Here is a 15,647-nt window from a genome sequence, read left to right on the forward strand (position 1 = left end):
GGAACTGCACCTCGCGATTGTGCGATTTAGGGAGATTGGTTATCAGGGCGTGGATTCTACGCAACTTTGGGCGATGGGGAAAGCGCACTACCCGGTGTGTATTAAAAAGAAGATCTTTTTTATCTAGAGATCTCTTTGTTAGATCTTCTATTAGGATCGACGATCTCTGTGGATAAGCCTTTTTTCCTGATAACGATCATCATCTTATTAAGGATCGTTAGCTGTGAAAGATCGGTGATCCTACGGCGTATAAGCTGGGATCTAAATGGCACCTTATCCACAAGCTCCGGCAAGTACTCAAGTTGTTCTTGGGATAACAACCGGTTATTACCGGGTTTTAAGCATAGTTATACACAAACGATCGCCACTTAAATGAACAAAAAAGGACATTATTTACAAAACCTGTCCGTTTTTTTTCGATCCGGCAGCCAAAATCAGGGCGATCCTGCTGCCAGCGATCCTCATTTGAGTAAGTTTTTCCAACTTTCTACCCAAACCTCAGCCGGATCCTCAGGGATCTCATGTTCCAGCACATCGATATCCAGTCGATCGCCGATCCGTTGAGCGCCACAGGACGTTAACAGCACGTCGATCTTCTCTATTGCACCGCAGAACAGATCGTACTCGCGGTTGCCAATACCGACGGCGCCGTAACGCAGTTGGGAAAGATCGGGCTTCTTCTCTGCCAGTTCATCAAACAGGGGTTGCAGATTGTCAGGAAGATCGCCTGCACCGTGCGTGGAGCAAACCACCAGCCAGGTGCCTTCAACGCTCAGTTCTTCCAGTTCAGGACCGTGAAGTAACTCGGTTGAAAAGCCTGCTTCTTCCAGCTTCTCAGCCAGAAGTTCAGCCACATATTCCGCGCTGCCTAAGGTGCTACCCGTGATTAACGTAATGTCAGCCATTTATAAAGATCCCTGTACCTCAAAGGCGGCTATTGTACGCTGTGATCAAGCGGGGATCTACCTGTGGATAAGTAAGGGTAATTGGCTGGGAGGGATGAACCGAAAAAGACGCGGGAGATCAGCAGCCCGACGATAGCTGATGAAAAAGAGAAAATGCTGGCGATCGGGCCTTAAACGATCCCGATCGGTGTGTGGATAATATTGTGCACAGATCAGGGCTTGATGGTGCGCATAATCGGGTTCTGCAGGGAGATCAGCGTCTCGGTTGACTGGATTTCATCGATGGTCTGGATCTTGTTGATCAACACCAGTTGCAGGGCATCGATCGAGCGGCACATCACCTTAATAAAGATGCTGTAGTGACCGGTGGTGTACCAGGCTTCCACCACTTCATCCAGCGCATCAAGTTTTGCCACCGCAGCCGGATAGTCACGGGCACTTTTCAAAATGATGCCGATAAAGCAGCAGACGTCATAGCCAAGATGCTTGGGATCAATCTCCAGCCGCGTGCCTTTAATGATCCCCGCCTGCTTCATTTTCTCCACGCGAACGTGAATAGTGCCTGGGCTGACGTTGAACACTTTTGCCAGTTCAGCATAGGCGGTACGGGCATTTTCCATTAACGCATTAAGGATGCCACGATCGAGACTGTCAATTTGCAGGTTATCCGCCATGATGGCTCCTGAGTTAAGGAATATTCAACGTATAGCGGGATAATGTGCAGGAAAGGGAGCAGACAGGCAATATTATTGTGGAATAAACAGCGGGCACAGGGCGTGCCCGCTGGAGGGGGTTAACGCTTACGCCACACGGTCAGCTGCGCAACGGTGTGCTGATACTTGCGCGCCGTTTCACGTATCACGAAAGGCACATCCTGCGGCGCGGCGATCTCTTCGAAATCGGTGGCCATCAGCCGCTGTAACGCCTGATAGGTGGTCAGCACTTCACCGTTCTCACGGATGCCGCCCAGCCAGTTCTCCTTCGGCGTAAAGTCTTCCAGCCAGGTATACGGCGAGGAGAGCATCAGGACACCGCCCGGCGCTATCATCGTCGTAATGTCCTGCAGGAAGCGCTTAGGCTGACGCAGGCGGTCGATCAGGTTGGAAGCCAGCACCAGGTCATACCGTTCGGGCTGCGGCTTGAGGTTACAGGCATCGCCCTGCACAAACTGAATGCGTTGCGCCTGTTCCGCGCCGAGATCGAAATCTTTCAGCCGCACCTGACGGTATTCCACCAGGTCGCCTTCTTCCTGGGTGACATAACGGAACTCTTCGCCACTGGTCAGCTGGATGGCCACATCGATAAAGCGCGCGGAGTAATCCATTCCCACTACGTCGCTGAAATGACGGGCCAGCTCAAAGCTGGCGCGGCCGGTGGCACAACCGATATCCAGTGCGCGACCGCGTTTTTCCGTCATCCGGCAGGCAATGTCCACCAGCGCTTTGCCGTAATTCGGCGTGCCGAAGTAATCCGGCCCGTACTGGAAGTCGAGATACTGCGAAACCATGCTGTCGGTTTCATACGGGTTCAGCATCTGTTTTTCCTGATGGTTGGAGACCACATAGCGGAAACCGGCGTGCTGGAAGAAGTGACGGCGGAAGGCGTAGCGGGCAGATTTCAGCGCTTCGTTACCGGTGGAGATCCAGCTACCGCCTTTGATCAGCGCATGTTTGCCATCAAAGGTCGGCGTCGAGAAGTCGTCATATAAAGGATGAACCTTAAATCCTTCCAGACCGTTGGTTGGCGTGGTGGTCCACTGCCAGACGTTACCGATCAGATCGTAAAACTCGCCCTGAGCAAAACGATCGACCGGACAGGAAGACGCCCACCAGGCTAGATTGATATTGCCCGGTGCCTCGCGCAAGTCGGTCTGATCGCCTGTCACCTGCTCACGCAACAGCAGCCATTCGGCTTCGGCAGGCAGCTGTACCGATTTGCCGGTTTCATCGGCTTTCCAGCGGCAGAACGCGGCGGCTTCCAGCTGGTTCACTTCGGCTGGCCAGTCCCATGGCATCGGCACTTCTTCGGTCATCAGACGCAGTTTCAGTGCATCAGGCTCGGCGGCAGAACCGACCCAGAACGTGGGCTGAGTGGCTTTGGCAAAGTCGCGCCAGCCAAGACCTTCTTCATCCCACCAGCGCGCGTCCTGATAACCGCCGGCGGCGACAAATTCGAAGAATTCGGCGTTGCTGGTCAGCATCTTGCTGGCTTTAAACGGCTTCACGTCGGTGGTCAGCGTGCCGTACTCGTTATCCCAGCCGTAGGTATCATCGCTTTTGCCCTGGGTGACCCGAGCGCCGTCAACGTCGACCAGCGCGTTCGCCGGCACTTTGCTTCGATCGTGTCGGGCTGAAGGGCAGGCTGGCCAGTGCGCCTGCGGCTTCACCCATTCAATGGGCAACTGGCGGATCAGCACGCTGGAGGTTTCCAGATGGATGCGCTCGTGCTCAATGCCCATCAGGATCACCCATGCCGGACTGTCCCAGTTGATCGGTAAGGTCAGCGGCATCTCTTTGATAAAGTTTTCGATAAGCGAGCGGACTTTGCCGCGATAGTCGCGCAGTTCGGCGACGGTCGGCCACGGGTAGTTGTGGGTGTCCAGATCGTCCCAGCTCATCTCATCGACGCCGATTGCCATCATCGCTTCGATGTTGTCATCCACGCGGTTATCCACCAGCCCACCCGCCATCATTTTATTGATGTAGAAAGTGGCGGTGTGGCCGTAATAGAAAATCAGCGGATGGCGCAGGGAAATCGCTTTGGTGAACCAGGCCTTTTCATCGGCGAGGCAATCGAACAGGCTCTCATACAGAGACCAGGTCTGATTGAAGTACGTCAGAATTTCCTGACGTTTTTGCGCCTCGCTGCCGCTGCTCAATAACAACGTACGGGTCGGTGCGGGTAATCCTGGTGCGAACTCTTGTTGTTGTGCTGTCACGTAATGCTCCCAATCTGCCTGTTGGCTAAAGCGTACACATGACTATAGCAAATAAGCATTTCCAGATTGTGTCTGAGGGAGAACTAGCGTTGCCAGCGGCGCAGCAGGCGGCTTTTCAGGCCGGTATCGAAGTGCCAGATGTGGTCGAAAATCCGCATGATGCCGGGTTTTCCATGATCGGACAGCGCAACGGCATGAAAGCGCTGCTGCTGTTTCAGCTGGTGCTGTTTGATGCGTTTAACCAGCTCTTCTGGCAGACGCTGGGCAATAAAATCGGAGATGATCACCGCATCGGCATCGTTCCATGCCGGCGTGGCCAGCTTAAGCAGCACCGAATCCAGGCAGGCGGCCAGATCGGTGCCGCCACGAAAACGCTGGCTGAGGAAGCGGATCGCCTGGGAGATGCCATCGCCCGCGGTCAGTTCGTAGGCCACCACTTCATGGGCGAACAGCATAATGTAGCAACGACGGTTATCCGCCAGCGCCACCTTCAGCAGGGCGAGGCAGAACGCTTTGGCGCAGCGCTCGTTGAAGCCGCCCATTGAACCGGAGGTATCCACGCAGACAATAAAGGGGCCGCGTGGCTGCTGGTCATGATGATGATGACTGACCGGCCTGAGCATCACCTTGTCGTGCCAGGCATCGCCCTGCAGACGATAGGTCAGCAGCCTTTTCTCCACCAGCCGACGGTAGAACTCAATTTCCAGCTCGCTGATGCCCAGCGTGACCAGTTCGGGTGGTAGCAGGCGCAGAATGTCGTCGCTTTGATGCAGCCCGCTGACCTCTTCCGGCACGCTTTCCGGCTCGCGCACCAGATGATGAAACTCCTCCAGCGGCGCGTCTTCGGTCGGCACCGCCTTGGCTTCTTTGCTGCGGCCCAGTTGTTCAGCCAGCTTCAGCAAGGCCGGTTGCTGGGCCAGAAAGTCGCCGTACTCAACGATCAGCTGGTAATCACCCCGTTGCAGCGGGCTTTTGGTTAAATCCCACAGCCGTCCCGCCGCAGCTTCATCGTTGTCCGATAACACCTTTGCCAGCTGACCACTCATGGCTAAGCGTTGCTGAAGCTCGGCCAGCAGTTTTTCTCGCTCCTGATCCAGCAGCTGCTGATTCAGGGTCAGGGTTTGCAGCGTCAGGCTTAACCGCCAGCGCTGGAGAAACAGGGTTTGCTGGGCCTGACTGAGCGCGCTGGGATCGGCATTGGCGACCAGCTGGTGGGCTTTTTCACTAAAGGGAGAATGATGTTCACTGAGGTAAGCCAGCAGCTCAGGCAGCTTCTGGCAGAACGGCGTATGACCCAGGCCCTGAAACTGCTGGAACAGCGCAAATTCGGCCGCAAGATCCTCCGGCACGGAGGTGGTCTTCAGCTGTTCCAACACTTCGTTTTTCCAGCGCGGCAGATCGCGCAGCAGCGCTTTCTTCATGCCGGGGAATTTTTCAAAAAAAAGCGCCAGCTGGGGGCTGGCGAGCAGGGCTATCACTAACTCTTCGAGCAGGTCGCCCTCGCTGATGGTCAGAAGTGCGCTCAGTGTATCAAGCGAGATCACCGACGGGCCTGCTTCAGCTGATCGGCCACCTGTTGCAGGCTCTCTTCAATTTTTGCCAGCCAGTCATCGCTGATAAACAGGCAGCGCTGATGCTGGCTGAACAGCGTGCGCTGGTTGCGCAGCTGGGTTTCCACCTCATCCAGTGCCTGCACAATCTCTTCCGGCAGCCCGCTGGCCTGCTGTTTGCCCGGCAGCATCAGCCGGGTGGATTGCAGGCTGACATCGCGCAGCGTCAGGCAGTCGTTACCGTCCACATGCAGATCCAACGTCTGGGCAAAGCCAATACCGTTAAGCTTGCCGCGAATATCGCCGCTTTTTTGCAGCCAGTGATGCAGCGGCTCACGCGCAATCACCACGTGCGTCACCTGCATATCGTGCAGCATCAGCGGCTTTTGCAGCATCAGCGTCAGCGAGTCATCGGCCAGCGTGGCGGGCAGTTCGTAATGCGGTTTGCGGCTGAACATGCCGCCATGTTTTTCCAGACGGATCGCCTGTTCGACGCTTTTTTCCTGCTGCAAGGCCAGCCGGCGCGACTCAATTTGCTGCAGCTTAATCAGCATCGGCTGCTGCTGCCAGGCGTGCTGGGTGATCAGGCTGTCGATTTCGCGATCCAGCAGCTTCATCGACGCCACGTCGTGCCACAGGCAATCCTTCAGCAGGATAAGATCGACCGGCGCAATGCTGTTGCGTCCGCTGTAAAACGCGCAGGCTTGCAGCAGGTGGATAGCTTTTTTCCAGCGGCGATCGGAGATATACGGCGCTTCGGGCTGGTTTTCCATCTGCTGGCGCAGCAGGAAGATCAGTTCAAAGACATCGTCAGTCAGCGCGACCTGAGTAATGCCTTTCTGCCATTCGCTATACTCTTCATCGGTGATGCACAGAGAGTCCGCCACCGGGTTGATGGTTTCATCCTGCTGGTGGGTAAGCATGCTGCGGAAGTTTTGCTTCTCATGCACGTTATCCAGCCACAGGCGGATTAACATGCGGTCATACAGCGCTTCCAGCCCGCTGTCGGCCTCGGGCAGCTCGTTCGACGCGGTGACCAGCAGGCGCATGGGGATTTTTTCTTCGCTGTCACCGTTACGAAAGCGACGTTCATTAATGGCGGTCAGCAGGGTATTGAGGATTGCCGGGCCTGCCTTCCAGATCTCATCGAGAAAGACAATTTCGGCATCCGGCAGATAACCTTTGGTCAGTCGCTGGTAGCGGCCTTCGTCTTTTAGTGCCTGAATAGAGAGAGGGCCAAACACTTCTTCCGGGGTGGAAAAACGGGTCATCAGGTATTCAAAGGCGCGGGAATGCTGAAAAGCGTACTTGAGTCGGCGGGCAATCAGACTCTTGGCAATGCCCGGTGGGCCCAGCAAAAAGACGCTTTCGCCGCTCAGCGCAGCCAACAGGCAGAGACGAATCGCGTGATGCCGCTCATAAAGTCCTTTTTCTAACGCATTGCTGAGGCGGGCGATTCTTTCCGCAAGTAAATGGGGCTGGGGCATATTCAAACATTCATCCTTTTCTACGGTCTGGCCAGCAGGGTGACTGGCGAGCGCAAACACTACTGGCTATGATGCTTGAAAGAGTTGATACGAGTCAGCTTTTTTCTTGTCAAAGAGTGACGCAGGGCAGTGAAGTCATTTCTCTTAACGTAATAAGGATAGGCATTCATCATGATTCATGCATACTGTGCGCGTTTTGATGGCTTGATGAGCTGTGCGCAATCCCGCGTCACTCGGCTCCAACAAAAGACTAGTTTATGAGTTCTGAAAAAAAGCAGTCCCTTGGCGCAGTGACCTTAGCCGCCATTGGCGTTGTCTATGGTGATATCGGTACCAGCCCTTTATATACCCTCCGTGAATGCCTTTCCGGCCAGTTTGGCTTTGGCGTGGAACGTGACGCGGTATTTGGTTTTCTTTCCCTGATTTTCTGGCTGTTAGTGCTGGTGGTGTCGCTCAAGTACATCAGCTACGTGATGCGCGCAGATAACGCCGGAGAAGGGGGAATACTGACCCTGATGTCGCTGGCCGGCCGCAATACCGGGGCCAGAGCCACGGCGGTACTGGTGATCATGGGACTGATTGGCGGCAGCTTCTTCTATGGTGAAGTGGTGATCACGCCGGCCGTTTCAGTGCTTTCGGCGATTGAAGGTCTGGAGATCATCGCGCCGAACCTCGACCGCTATATTGTGCCGATGGCGATTGCCGTGCTGACGCTGCTGTTTGCTATCCAGAAGCACGGTACCGGCATTGTCGGCAAACTGTTTGCCCCGGTGATGCTGCTGTGGTTCATTGTGCTGGCGGTGCTGGGCGGCATGAGTATCGCTGCGAATCCGGACGTGCTGCATGCGATGAACCCTTACTGGGCGATGCATTTCTTTATGGAATATAAAGAGGTGTCGTTCTTTGCGCTGGGCGCGGTGGTACTGGCGATCACCGGGGTGGAAGCGTTGTATGCCGATATGGGCCACTTCGGTAAATTCCCTATCCGTCTGGCGTGGTTCATTGTGGTACTGCCGTCGCTGGTGCTGAACTATTTCGGCCAGGGCGCGCTGCTGCTGAAGAATCCTGAAGCGATAAAAAACCCCTTCTTCCTGCTGGCGCCTGACTGGGCGCTGATCCCGATGCTGATCCTGGCGACGCTGGCCACCGTAATTGCCTCGCAGGCGGTGATTTCCGGCGTCTTCTCGCTGACCCGCCAGGCCGTTCGTCTGGGCTATCTGCCGCCGATGCGCATTGTGCACACTTCGGAAGAGGAGTCCGGTCAGATTTATATCCCGGTCATCAACTGGCTGCTCTATTTCGCCGTGGTGATCGTGATTGTTGGCTTCCAGCACTCCAGTAACCTGGCCGCGGCCTACGGTATTGCCGTCACCGGCACCATGGTGTTGACCGCGATCCTCTGTACCACGGTGGCGATTAAAAACTGGCACTGGAACCGTTATCTGGTGCTGACGGTGCTGGTCGGCATGCTGTGCATCGATGTGTCGTTGTTCTCAGCCAACCTGGTGAAAGTGTTCTCCGGTGGCTGGTTGCCGCTGTGCCTGGCGCTGGTGATGTTTATCATCATGACCACCTGGAAAAGCGAGCGTTTCCGCCTGCTGCGTCGTATGCATGAACACGGCAACTCACTGGAAGCGATGATTGCCTCGCTGGAGAAATCGCCGCCGGTGCGCGTGCCGGGCACCGCGGTGTATATGTCCCGTGCGTTGAACGTGATCCCGTTCGCCATGCTGCATAACCTTAAGCATAACAAAGTGTTACATGAGCGCGTGGTGCTGCTGACGCTGCGAACGGAAGATGCCCCTTATGTACATAACGTCCGGCGCGTGACCATCGAACAGCTTTCGCCAACCTTCTGGCGCGTGGTGGCCAGTTACGGCTGGCGTGAAACGCCGAACGTCGAAGAGATTTTCCACCGCTGTGGGCTGGAAGGGCTTAGCTGCCGGATGATGGAAACCTCGTTCTTTATGTCGCATGAGTCGCTGATTATCGGTAAACGACCGTGGTATCTGCGCCTGCGCGGCAAGCTGTTCCTGATGCTGCAGAAGAACGCCCTGCGTGCGCCAGACCAGTTCGAGATCCCGCCTAACCGGGTGATTGAGTTAGGGACACAGGTCGAGATTTGATCCCGACCGGCAGAGAAAAGGGGCCTTTGGGCCCCTTTTTTGTGCTCGCTGACGCGGGCTACCAGCTGACGGACGCCGCAAAACCGCCCGCATCACGGTTAGCAAAGCTGGCCCGCATCCCATGCAGTTGGGCAATATTGCTGACGATGGACAGTCCCAGCCCGCTGCCGGACTTTTCCTGTCCCGGAGGCCGGTAAAACCGCTCGCCAACCCGCGTCACAGCCTCTCCCGTAACACCGGGTCCGTTATCCAGAACCTCAATACGGCGTGGCGACAGGATCAGCTGCACGCTTCCGCCGGACGGGCTGTAACGAATGGCGTTATCCAGCAGATTACGCACCATCAGCGCCAGCAGCAGCGGCTGTCCATTTTTGATGACCGGAACCCCGGGCGCCTCAAGGCTAAGCTCGATACCGGCGGCCTGCGCGTTACCATAATGATCGACAACGGCCTGTTGCAGTAGCTGTTGCAGATTGACCGGCTGCGTCTCAAGATCCTTCTCGCTGTCCAGTCGGGAGAGCGTCAGCAACTGATCGACCATCCGAGTGGCTCTGTCGATCCCCGCATCCAGATTGGCCAGTGCATGGTGACGCATCGCTTCATCGTCATGGGCCAGCTGCGCCACTTCGGTTTGCACCTTCAGCGCCGCCAGCGGCGTGCGCAGCTCATGCGCGGCATCTGAGGTAAAGCGTCGCTCGCGGGTCAGCATCTGCGCGATACGGGCAAACAGCGAATTCAGCTCGTCCACCAGCGGCCGGACTTCTTGTGGAACCCGATCTTCTCTTAACGGCGTCTGATCGTCCGCAGAACGATGCCGCAGCTGGCTGGCGATACGTTTCAGCGGTGCGAGCTCGTGGGTGATCAGCCATAGCAGCAGGATCAACATCACCGGCAAAGCAAACAGCCACGGCCAGAGGTTGGTCTGCACGATATCGCGGGTCATATCATCGCGATATTCCCATTCCTGACCGACCACCACCACATACTGCTGATCCGGTGTGCTCAGCCAGACCATGCGCCACAAATCATCGTCACCTTTCAGCTTGCCGTCGGTGAAGCCGTTGCGCGGGTAGTGAAAGCGGAAGTCTTTGCCGTTTTCACCGTCGTTCATCACCATTTTTCCGTCGCGGGTGAAGACCGCAAAGGCCAGCGCATCGTCTTCCTGATCGCCGCGATGATGCTTGAGCAGCTTTTTGGTTTTGGGCAGCGTCAGCGGTTCGTGGCTGAGCTGTTCCGGGTTCATCGTTGCCAGCCTTTTGGCAAACAGCATTTGCTGGGTATCAAACAGCTCATTGATTTTATGCCGCGTCTGCCACCATGAGCCGAGGCTGGCCGTTCCCCAGCAAATCAGCGTCAGCAGCAGAAAGCCCAGCATCAGACGCAGGCGCAGGCTCAGGCGATTCACACCGGTTCTCCCAGCGTATAGCCGACGCCGTGAATGGTGCGGATAAACTGGCTGCCCAGTTTTTTTCGCAGATGGTGGATATGCACTTCAACGGCGTTGCTGGAGACGTCTTCATCCCAGCTGTAGAGCTTTTCTTCTAACTGCGCTCGGGTCAGCACTCTGCCGGTATTCATTAGAAACAGTTCGAGCAGCGCCAGCTCGCGGGATTTTAGCTCCAGCGGTTCGCCGTTCAGCGTCACGCGGTGCGAGCCGCTCTCCATCACCACTGCACCATGGCTGAGCAGCGGGTGAAGCTGGCCATGGCGGCGGCGAATCAACGCCTGTAACCGGGCCGCGACTTCGCTCAGGGCGAAAGGTTTGCAGAGATAGTCATCGGCCCCTTGCTGTAGGCCGGTTACCCGCTGTTCCAGCGCATCCCGCGCGGTGAGGATCAGCACCGGTTCATCCTGTCCCTGCTGACGCCACTGGCGCAAAATATCCAGCCCGTCCATGCCCGGCAGGCTTAAATCCAGCACCACCGCGTCATAAGGCGCCGCGCTGAGTGCCGCCAGTCCCTCTTTACCTTCGGTGAACCAGTCGACGCTGAATCCCATTTTTATCAGCCCGGCTTTAATCCCGTCGCCAATTAACCGATCGTCCTCAATGACTAAGATGCGCATGATAAATTCCTCTGTGATTACCCGCTTTATACGTAACAGGCAGACCGGTTGTACAGCGCAGATCGCCGGAATTCGCGTTTTTTCGCTAATTTTGATAAATATTAAGCGTGCCGCGAGGTTCTTAAGAACCTGTTAAGAACCCTTTGCTTTAATAGCTCCCGAAGAGACAAACGAGGCACTATTTATTACTGCCGAACCTCCAAGGAATAAAGGTGACAATATGAAAAAGACCGCTGCTTTATTAGCCATTACCGCGCTGGTTTCAATGCCTGTTCTTGCTGCTCAGACCGGTGGGTTTGTTGACCCAAATGCCCCCACTGCCCAGGTGCAGAAAGGCGGCTTTTCCGGACCAAACGGCACGGTAGCCACCGTTAAACAGGCGCAGGATATGAAGGATGATGCCTGGGTAACCATGCGCGGCAATATTGAAAAGCGTATTGGTGATGAGGATTATCAGTTCCGCGATGCCACCGGCACGATGAAGGTTGAGATTGATCATAAGCGCTGGGAAGGCCAGACCATTTCGCCGAAAGATAACGTCGAGCTTCAGGGCAAGATTGATAAAGACTTCAACTCGGTTGAACTGGACGTAAAACAGATCCGTAAAGTTCAGGGATAATAGGCAGCGGCGGGGACAGCGATCCCCGCCGCGCGTTATTTAGCTGACCAATGCACTGGCAGCCGTACGATGTTGAGCAATCAACGAGGCAATATCCAGACCCGGAATAACGCCATCAATCACCCGCCACTGACCGCCCACCATCACGTAATCAGCTCGCTCCGCGCCACACAGAATTAAGGCGGCAATCGGATCGTGGCTGCCGCTGAACCGTAATTCATCCATTTTAAACAGCGCCAGATCGGCCTGCATGCCGACCCGTATCTCACCAATATCCTCACGCCCTAATAAACGCGCCGATCCGCGAGTCGCCCAGCCGAGCACTTTTTGCGGTGTGATGCGCTCAGCGCCGTAGCGCAGCCGCTGTAAATAGAGCGCCTGACGGGTTTCATACATCAGGTTGGAGGCATCGTTAGAGGCGGAACCGTCCACGCCCAACCCTATGGTTGCGCCAGCCTGTTCCAAATCCAGCGTCGGGCAGATACCCGAAGCAAGCCGCATATTGGACACCGGACAGTGGCAGATGCCGGTTCCGGCCGCGCCGAGGCGGGTTATTTCATCAGGATTGAAATGAATTCCGTGCGCCAGCCAGGTGCGTGGCCCCAGCCAGCCCACCTTCTCCAGATAATCCACGGTACGCAGGCCAAAACGATCCAGACAGAATTGCTCTTCATCCAGCGTTTCGGCCAGATGGGTGTGCAGACGGACATCCCACTGCCCGGCCAGCTTTGCGCTTTCAACCATGATCTCTTCGGTAACCGAGAACGGAGAGCAGGGTGCCAGGGCAATCTGAATTTGTGCGCCGGCGCCGCGCTGGTGGTAGCGCTTAATCAGCCGCACGCTGTCTTCGAGAATAGCTTCACCCGTCTGCACCGTGTGCTGAGGCGGCAGGCCGCCCTGGTCTTCGCCGAGACTCATCGAGCCACGGGTTAACAGCGCCCGCATGCCCAGCTCTTTCACCACCTCAACCTGCACATCAATCGCCTCTTCCAGTCCGTCGGGAAAAAGATAGTGATGATCGCTGGCGGTGGTGCAGCCAGACAGCAACAGTTCCGCCATTGCCACTTTGCTGGCCAGCGCCAGCGCATCGGGCTTCAGTTTTGCCCACACCGGATAGAGCGTTTTCAGCCAGGGAAACAGCGGCTGATTGACGACGGGTGCCCAGGCTCGGGTCAGGGTTTGGTAAAAATGATGATGCGTGTTGATCAAACCCGGCAGCACCACGTGCTGGCTGGCGTCTTTGATCTCATCGCAGGGCTGGGAAGGGTGTTGGCCTGAAGCCAGGATTTCAGTGATCACCCGATCTTCAATGACCAGTCCACCTCGTCCATCGGTGTCTTCAGGGGTAAAAATGGCAAGCGGGTTTTTCACCCAAATACGGTGTGCGGGCATAGCCAGCTTCTCCTTTATAAAGAATAAGATAAGCCAGCTCAGTTATACCCTGTCTGCTGATCCAGGGAGCGCGTACGCGTTACAAGACTATTTTTCCGTTGCCAGTTTGCTTTCGCGGGTCTGACGTACCGCGGTGTCGGACGGCAACACCAGGTTCAGCACGATGGCAACAATGCCACCCGCGCTAATCGCTGAGCCAAACAGGTTAGCAAAAACCTTCGGTAAATGGCTGAGGAATTCAGGTTGCGCTTCGATGCCGAGGCCAATGCCAAACGAGACGGCAATGATCATCATGTCGCGGCGGGTCAACGGCGACTGGGTCATGATGCGGATGCCGGCCGCCAGTACGCTGCCAAACATCACCAGCGTCGCGCCGCCTAAAACCGGTGCCGGGATTTGCTGGATCACCGCGCCAAACGCCGGGAACAAGCCCAGTAACGCCAGCAGGCAGCCAATCCACATGCCGACATAGCGGCTGGCGACGCCGGTCATCTGGATCACGCCATTATTCTGCGCAAAGGTGGTGCTGGGCAGCGCCGAGAAGATGGCTGCCAGCATGCAACTGACGCCATCCGCCAGAATGCCGCCCTTTAAACGTCTGACGTAGCTTTCCCCTTCAACGGGCTGGCGTGACAGCAGGCAGTTCGCCGTCAGATCACCGACCGCTTCAAGAATACTGATTAACGAAATCAGCGCAATCGGCAGAAACAGCGAGAAATCAAACTGGAAGCCGAAGCGATAGGGCTGCGGCACGGCAATCCAGGATTCGGTGAACGGATGCAGGGTCAGATTGCCGCTCAGCGCGGCGGCCACGCAGCCAACGGCCATACCGAGGATCACCGCAGAGAGACGCAGCCAGCGGTTGCGCGCGTGGCTGAACAGCACGATGGTGGCCAGCGTCAGCAAACCCAGCAACAGGTTAGGTACAGAACCGAAGTTTGCCGCGTTATGACCGCCGCCCCAGTCGGTGATGCTGACCTTAATCAGGCTGATGCCAATCAGGCACACCACGGTGCCACTGATCAACGGGGTGATCAGGCGGCGGATCTGGCCCAGAAAACGGCTGACGATCATCGGAATAAAGGCGGCAACCGTGGTCAGGCCGAAAATCATCGCCATCACATCTTCCGGGCTGCCGCCGCGATTTTTCACGCTGAATCCGGCCGCCAGAATCACCGCCAGAAAGGCAAAGCTGGTGCCCTGCAGGCAAATCATCCCGGCACCGATATGCCTTATCCGGCGAGCCTGAATAAAGGTGCCAAGGCCGGAGACAAACAGCGACATGCTGATCAGATAAGGCAGCCAGGCATTGAGGCCCAACACCGTACCGATAATCAACGGTGGTGTAATCACGCCCACCAGACTCGCCAGCACATGCTGTAACGCGGTAAACAGCGCGACCGTCGGAGTGGGTTTCTCCTCAAGGCCATAAATCAAATCAGAAGGTTCATTAGCAGACATAACTACACTCCATGGATCGGCAGACTTTGTCTCATGCATGAAACACGCCAGAGTGCAGTAAATGATGCGGTGGTTTTTTATTGTCTGATAGATAAGCTTTTTTTTATTGAATAAGATGATCCGAAAGTTTCACGATGTTGTTTCGTGAACCTAATTGGTGCGATCCAACCCGGCAAATACGCACCAAAATGGCACATTCTCAGCGCGTGGCCGGCTGAATTTCATTGAGGGTGGCCACCAGATGCAGCACCGCCGGCGATCGATCCAGCCGTCGCCAGGCCAGGGCGATATCGCTGTTTAGCACCGCATCATCAATGGCATGCAGCGTGACGTCCGGATGGCGAATGCAGCCCAGCGATTCCGGCACGAGGGTATAGCCAAACCCACTGGCCACCAGCCCGATGGCGGAGGCGATTTGCGGTGCCTGTTGGCCGGTGCGCGGCTGGAATCCGGCCCGCAGACAGGCGCTGATGATCATCTCATACAGGCTGGGCGCCACTTCCTGCGGAAAGAGGATCAGCGGATCCTCCGCCAGCTGCTGCAGCGACAGGGATGCCTGGCCCGCCAGCGCATGGCCCGGCGGCAACACCGCCAGCATTTTTTCACTGGCGATGACCTTCAGATTAAAGGCTTTGCTGCTTTCACACGGCAGGCGTACAAAGGCCGCATCCAGCAATCCTTCCTGCAGGTTATGCAGCAGCGTCGCCATATTCTGCTCGCCGGTGATCATCTCCATATCCGGGTAGCGATGCTGAAACTCCCTGAGCAGGCTGAATACCGAACCATGAAACGCCACCGAGCTGGCGAAACCGAGGGAAAGTCGTCCCCGGGTGCCGCGCGCAATGCCTTTGGCTTTCTCCAGCGCATGGCCACTGAGTTCGAGGATCTGGCAGGCATCCTGATAAAAGGCCTCTCCGGCTTCGGTCAGCTCAACGCTGCGGGTCAGTCGTTTCAACAACGGCAGGCCAATTTCGCGCTCAAGGCGAAGGATTTGCTGGCTCAGAGGCGGTTGGGAAATCCCAAGCAGTTCGGCCGCGCGGGTGAAGTTGTGGGTCTGGGCAACGGCCACAAAATAGCGCAGGTGACGGAGTTCCATATCAAAAAC

At 56.3% G+C, this 15,647-nt stretch carries 12 protein-coding genes; 2 read left to right on the forward strand and 10 right to left on the reverse strand.

Annotated features, from left to right (window positions below; genetic code table 11):
• Nucleotides 1-461 precede the first annotated feature (461 nt).
• The 5 genes from mioC to ravA form a co-directional block, all read right to left on the reverse strand.
• A complete protein-coding gene (gene mioC, locus EBC_RS01350) occupies nt 462-905 on the reverse strand; it encodes an FMN-binding protein MioC (protein WP_013200041.1) in 444 nt (147 codons plus the stop codon).
• Between the two features lie 212 nt (nt 906-1,117).
• Entirely contained in the window at nt 1,118-1,579 is a 462-nt protein-coding gene (gene asnC, locus EBC_RS01355; protein WP_013200042.1) for a transcriptional regulator AsnC, read from the reverse strand.
• A 119-nt stretch (nt 1,580-1,698) separates the two neighbouring features.
• Entirely contained in the window at nt 1,699-3,843 is a 2,145-nt protein-coding gene (gene ovoA / locus EBC_RS01360) for a 5-histidylcysteine sulfoxide synthase (RefSeq protein WP_013200043.1), read from the reverse strand.
• An 83-nt stretch (nt 3,844-3,926) separates the two neighbouring features.
• Nucleotides 3,927-5,387 (reverse strand): ATPase RavA stimulator ViaA, encoded by a 1,461-nt coding sequence (gene viaA / locus EBC_RS01365; RefSeq protein ID WP_013200044.1) that lies wholly within the window; start codon nt 5,385-5,387, stop codon nt 3,927-3,929.
• Nucleotides 5,384-6,880, reverse strand: coding sequence for an ATPase RavA (gene ravA, locus EBC_RS01370; protein ID WP_013200045.1), 1,497 nt, complete (start codon nt 6,878-6,880; stop codon nt 5,384-5,386). Before ravA ends, viaA begins: the two co-directional genes overlap by 4 nt.
• Nucleotides 6,881-7,137: 257 nt before the next feature.
• Here ravA and kup point away from each other — a divergent pair, with 257 nt between their 5' ends.
• The gene (kup, locus tag EBC_RS01375) at nt 7,138-9,006 is read left to right on the forward strand and encodes a low affinity potassium transporter Kup (protein WP_013200046.1); all 1,869 of its coding nucleotides are present in this window, start codon (nt 7,138-7,140) and stop codon (nt 9,004-9,006) included.
• A 58-nt stretch (nt 9,007-9,064) separates the two neighbouring features.
• On the opposite strand, the gene qseC is transcribed toward kup, so the two are convergent.
• Both qseC and qseB read right to left on the reverse strand, forming a co-directional pair.
• The gene (gene qseC, locus EBC_RS01380; RefSeq protein WP_013200047.1) at nt 9,065-10,411 is read right to left on the reverse strand and encodes a quorum sensing histidine kinase QseC; all 1,347 of its coding nucleotides are present in this window, start codon (nt 10,409-10,411) and stop codon (nt 9,065-9,067) included.
• Entirely contained in the window at nt 10,408-11,070 is a 663-nt protein-coding gene (gene qseB / locus EBC_RS01385) for a quorum sensing response regulator transcription factor QseB (RefSeq protein ID WP_013200048.1), read from the reverse strand. Before qseB ends, qseC begins: the two co-directional genes overlap by 4 nt.
• Before the next feature lie 220 nt (nt 11,071-11,290).
• Here qseB and EBC_RS01390 point away from each other — a divergent pair, with 220 nt between their 5' ends.
• Nucleotides 11,291-11,689 carry a YgiW/YdeI family stress tolerance OB fold protein gene (locus EBC_RS01390; RefSeq protein WP_013200049.1) on the forward strand — a complete coding sequence of 133 codons (399 nt, stop codon included), beginning with the start codon at nt 11,291-11,293 and terminating at the stop codon, nt 11,687-11,689.
• A gap of 39 nt (nt 11,690-11,728) precedes the next feature.
• Here EBC_RS01390 and EBC_RS01395 read toward each other — a convergent pair whose 3' ends face one another.
• The 3 genes from EBC_RS01395 to EBC_RS01405 all read right to left on the reverse strand — a co-directional run bounded on the left by EBC_RS01395 (nt 11,729) and on the right by EBC_RS01405 (nt 15,638).
• Nucleotides 11,729-13,081 carry an 8-oxoguanine deaminase gene (locus tag EBC_RS01395; protein ID WP_013200050.1) on the reverse strand — a complete coding sequence of 451 codons (1,353 nt, stop codon included), beginning with the start codon at nt 13,079-13,081 and terminating at the stop codon, nt 11,729-11,731.
• A gap of 87 nt (nt 13,082-13,168) precedes the next feature.
• Nucleotides 13,169-14,542, reverse strand: a complete 1,374-nt coding sequence (locus EBC_RS01400) for a nucleobase:cation symporter-2 family protein (protein ID WP_013200051.1) — start codon at nt 14,540-14,542, stop codon at nt 13,169-13,171.
• 199 nt (nt 14,543-14,741) lie between these two features.
• Entirely contained in the window at nt 14,742-15,638 is an 897-nt protein-coding gene (locus EBC_RS01405; protein ID WP_013200052.1) for a LysR family transcriptional regulator, read from the reverse strand.
• Nucleotides 15,639-15,647 lie beyond the last annotated feature (9 nt).

This window comes from Erwinia billingiae Eb661, from assembly GCF_000196615.1.
Taxonomy (GTDB): domain Bacteria; phylum Pseudomonadota; class Gammaproteobacteria; order Enterobacterales; family Enterobacteriaceae; genus Erwinia; species Erwinia billingiae.

Excerpts from the sequence above, each read along its gene's own strand:
- EBC_RS01395 (WP_013200050.1), bottom strand. The coding sequence starts at position 13,081 with ATGCCCGCACACCGTATTTGGGTGAAAAACCCGCTTGCCATTTTTACC.
- mioC (WP_013200041.1), bottom strand. The coding sequence starts at position 905 with ATGGCTGACATTACGTTAATCACGGGTAGCACCTTAGGCAGCGCGGAA.
- EBC_RS01390 (WP_013200049.1), top strand. The coding sequence starts at position 11,291 with ATGAAAAAGACCGCTGCTTTATTAGCCATTACCGCGCTGGTTTCAATG.
- kup (WP_013200046.1), top strand. The coding sequence starts at position 7,138 with ATGAGTTCTGAAAAAAAGCAGTCCCTTGGCGCAGTGACCTTAGCCGCC.
- asnC (WP_013200042.1), bottom strand. The coding sequence starts at position 1,579 with ATGGCGGATAACCTGCAAATTGACAGTCTCGATCGTGGCATCCTTAAT.
- ravA (WP_013200045.1), bottom strand. The coding sequence starts at position 6,880 with ATGCCCCAGCCCCATTTACTTGCGGAAAGAATCGCCCGCCTCAGCAAT.
- EBC_RS01400 (WP_013200051.1), bottom strand. The coding sequence starts at position 14,542 with ATGTCTGCTAATGAACCTTCTGATTTGATTTATGGCCTTGAGGAGAAA.
- qseB (WP_013200048.1), bottom strand. The coding sequence starts at position 11,070 with ATGCGCATCTTAGTCATTGAGGACGATCGGTTAATTGGCGACGGGATT.
- EBC_RS01405 (WP_013200052.1), bottom strand. The coding sequence starts at position 15,638 with ATGGAACTCCGTCACCTGCGCTATTTTGTGGCCGTTGCCCAGACCCAC.